Source organism: Campylobacter sp. P0109 (genome assembly GCF_002138755.1).
In the GTDB taxonomy this organism is placed as follows: Bacteria; Campylobacterota; Campylobacteria; order Campylobacterales; family Campylobacteraceae; genus Campylobacter; species Campylobacter devanensis.
Map to the genome: position 1 here is coordinate 1 of NZ_MJKK01000016.1, position 3,260 is coordinate 3,260.

Annotated in this window: 4 protein-coding genes; all 4 read right to left on the reverse strand. The window is 34.8% G+C overall.

All coding sequences use genetic code 11. The annotated features are described in order from the left end of the window. Positions 1–202: 202 nt before the first annotated feature. From CIGNP109_RS08245 to dapF, 4 genes are read right to left on the reverse strand one after another with little or no spacing between them, the layout of a single operon-like run. Positions 203–964, reverse strand: coding sequence for a UDP-N-acetylmuramate dehydrogenase (locus CIGNP109_RS08245; RefSeq protein ID WP_086228902.1), 762 nt, complete (start codon positions 962–964; stop codon positions 203–205). After that, positions 961–1,227 carry a flagellar biosynthesis protein FliQ gene (fliQ, locus tag CIGNP109_RS08250; RefSeq protein ID WP_086227385.1) on the reverse strand — a complete coding sequence of 89 codons (267 nt, stop codon included), beginning with the start codon at positions 1,225–1,227 and terminating at the stop codon, positions 961–963. Before fliQ ends, CIGNP109_RS08245 begins: the two co-directional genes overlap by 4 nt. Further along, positions 1,227–2,099 carry a menaquinone biosynthesis family protein gene (locus CIGNP109_RS08255; RefSeq protein ID WP_086228903.1) on the reverse strand — a complete coding sequence of 291 codons (873 nt, stop codon included), beginning with the start codon at positions 2,097–2,099 and terminating at the stop codon, positions 1,227–1,229. The genes fliQ and CIGNP109_RS08255 overlap by 1 nt, the downstream gene beginning before the upstream one ends. A 42-nt stretch (positions 2,100–2,141) precedes the next feature. After that, on the reverse strand, positions 2,142–2,900 hold the full coding sequence (gene dapF / locus CIGNP109_RS08260) for a diaminopimelate epimerase (protein WP_086225702.1): 759 nt from the start codon (positions 2,898–2,900) through the stop codon (positions 2,142–2,144). Between the last annotated feature and the right edge of the window lie 360 nt (positions 2,901–3,260).

Here is a 3,260-nt window from a genome sequence, read left to right on the forward strand (position 1 = left end):
TACTACAGTAGCTTAAATTAAAATCTTTAATAGCTTAAATTTACTCGCAATGCTTAGTCATTGCGAGGGTTTATATACAATATATCAAGTTTTTTATATGATCAATTAAAATGGATTTATAAATTAGGGTAATTGATAAAAATTACTAAAAATACAAAAATAATACTCTAAATATTACTAAAATATCTAAAAACCATTAATCCTATAAGATCACAACCTCGCAACGCAACTCTATACCAAAAAGCTCAGCTACACGGTTTTTGGCTAAATTTATCAACTCTATTGCATCATTAAAGCTTCCACTGCCATAATTGATTAAAAAATTTGCATGAATTTCGCTAAAGCCGCATCCACCGATCCTATAGCCTTTCATTCCAGCAGCCTCTAAAAGTCGCCCAGCATGATCGCCAGCAGGATTGGCAAAGCATGAGCCAAAGCTCGCACCTTTTGGCTGATTGGAGCGCTTTTGATTGAGTTTATTGCTTAGAACTTCATCAAATTCGCGTATAATTTTAAAACTAGCCTCAAATATCACTCCATCAATATTTGAGTGGCGGTAGCTAAATCCACACTCATTAGCTAGTGTTACTCCTTTAGATGTTGTGATATTTAAGAGCAAATTTGAAATCTCATACTCTTTTACTCCAGCATTCATCTTTATCATTCCACCAAGGGTTCCAGGAATTTTTTTAACAAATTCAAAGCCGCCAATATTGTTATCTTTAGTAAATTTATATATTTTTGAGCTTGGAGTTTTAGCGCCAATTTTTAGTACGCCATTTTCTAGTTTGATATAGTCAAATTCGCTTCCTAAAATCCCCATTTTAGGTGGATTTGGCGAGATTAGCAAATTATTTGCTCCGCCAATTATCACTCCATCAAACTCACGCATTTTATCTAGCACTTCTACATCAAAAATCCCACCAATGCGTACTGAGCTGTACTTACTAAAATCAATTTTCATTGGATAAATGTTGGTATCATATTTAATATTCGTTCAGTAAAATCAATCATTTGCCCCATCATCCACGGCATTAAAAAGATTATTACCACCACAACCAAAATTATCTTTGGTACAAAGCTTAGCGTCATCTCGTTAATCTGTGTAGTAGCTTGAAAAATGCTAATTAGCAAACCAGCTACCAATCCAGCCATAAGCATAGGCAGACTAATCATTAGTGCTAGTTTAAAGGTCTCAACGCCTAGACCGATTAGATCGCCTTGCATTAGCTATTCCTACTATTTAGATACTCAGTTGGTATGAGATTTGGCTGAGATTTGATTAAATTTGAATAAACCCCATTCTCATATCCGATTTCAAAAAGCCTATCTACTGCACGCAGCTGAAGATCGCTCATACTGATAGATTCAGCATTTGCATAAAGCCCTAGATACTTTTGCAAATTTGTATCATCTACACGCACTAGCTTACGCTCTAATAACATAGAGCTTAATATTTTTTTATTATCGTGTGCGATTTGTACGGCCTTTGTCAGTACCGATTCGCACTCTATAGCATCACTTAGCGGCAGACTGCGTCTAAGAGCCATACCACCAAGTGGTAATGGCAGACTATCATCGCCTCTAAGTTCACACCAAATATCCCAAATTTCACGCTCTACGCATAGTTCATCACTAAAGCTAAGAATACTCTCATGAATTAGCACGCCAGCATCAACTTCACCGCTTAGTACAGCATTTTCGATATCTAAGAAATTCTTATAAACTATCCTAGCCTTTGGATATGCGATTTTAAAAAGTAGAGCATTTGTGGTGTATTGTCCGCTTAGTGCGACTTTGAAATTTGGCTTTAGAGTTGTATGTTTTTTCTTAATTAGCTTTGGGCCGTATCCATTGCCAAAGCTTACTGCTGTTCGTAGTAAAGCATAATCTTTAACTATAAATGGATAAAGAGCAAAACTAATGGCCGTAGCATCAAATTCGCCACGCAAAGCTGCTTGATTAAGCGTCTCTATATCATCAGCTTTAGAGCTAAACTGCAAAATCTCACTACCAACCCAGCCTAAATTTATAGCGCTATACATAAAGATATCATCAGCATCTGGTGAGTGAGCTACTCTTATATTTTTCAATTTCATCCTTTGCATTTTGGCTAATTTTACTTAAATTTATCTAAATTTCTAATATATTGCCGTATCAAAAATATGGCTTACTTTTCCACCAAAATGGATAGTCTCTCCATCAAATCTAAGATTTAAAATCTCACCGCTTCTTGGCATAACTTCTATTTTATCATTTAGTCCAAATCGCTCAAATCCAGTAAAAAACGAAGCTGCCATTCCAGTGCCACAGGCATTTGTCTCATTTTCAACACCACGCTCAAAGGTACGCACTAATAGTCTTTGGCCATCAAATTTGGCATAATTTACATTTGCGTTATATTGTTGGCGCATAGTTTTGCAAATTTCTAGATCAAATTTATCCAAATCATCCACAAAGCTTACTAAATGCGGCACTCCAGTATTATAAAAGTTCCATTCTAATCCCATTTGAGTAAATGGTTCGCTTAACTTTTTTGGCTCGCTTAGAGCGACTTCGACATGGTCTTTTGCAATGGTAGCACCAATAATTCCAGCACCAGTTTCAAAGGTACAAACAGCATCACAAATTTGGTTTTTATATGCATAAAGTGCAGCGGCCCTACTACCGTTGCCACACATTGCTGCTATGCTTCCATCGCTATTGTAAAACTCCCACGCAAAATCACACTGATTATTTGATTGTTTGATAATAATCATTCCATCTGCGCCAACTCCACTAAATCTATCGCAAAGACGCACAGCTAGTTCCGAGCGGTTACTTGCAGCAAATTTAGCATTATCAATGGCTTGGAAAATAACAAAATCATTACCGCTTGCGTTATATTTTGAAACTTGCATAAATATCCTTAAAATGGTTAAATTTTCAAATTTTAGCATAAATTAAATTCAAAGTTGCTTTTTTAATATATTTTTACTCCATCCCCTCAAATAAATTACACCCCCATAATATTTAATATCTCACCCAATCCAATCTAAATTCCACTCTAAAAATTATAAAATACCCAAGTCATAAAACTACAATATCTAATCTAAATTTTATAAATTTCTCAAATTTATTAAAAATTTGCAATATTTTCTTCAAATTTATCAAAATCCCCCCCCCATATATAAACTTTTTAATATTTGGTTCGATATAATAAAAACAACCCCTAAATGGATTTAAGTTTTATAGGGAAATCTTAACACAAAGGAAAAGTT

Bases quoted from the DNA above. Each gene is read 5' to 3' on its own strand.
- CIGNP109_RS08255 (WP_086228903.1), bottom strand. From the start codon at position 2,099: ATGAAATTGAAAAATATAAGAGTAGCTCACTCACCAGATGCTGATGAT.
- CIGNP109_RS08245 (WP_086228902.1), bottom strand. From the start codon at position 964: ATGAAAATTGATTTTAGTAAGTACAGCTCAGTACGCATTGGTGGGATT.
- dapF (WP_086225702.1), bottom strand. From the start codon at position 2,900: ATGCAAGTTTCAAAATATAACGCAAGCGGTAATGATTTTGTTATTTTC.
- fliQ (WP_086227385.1), bottom strand. From the start codon at position 1,227: ATGCAAGGCGATCTAATCGGTCTAGGCGTTGAGACCTTTAAACTAGCA.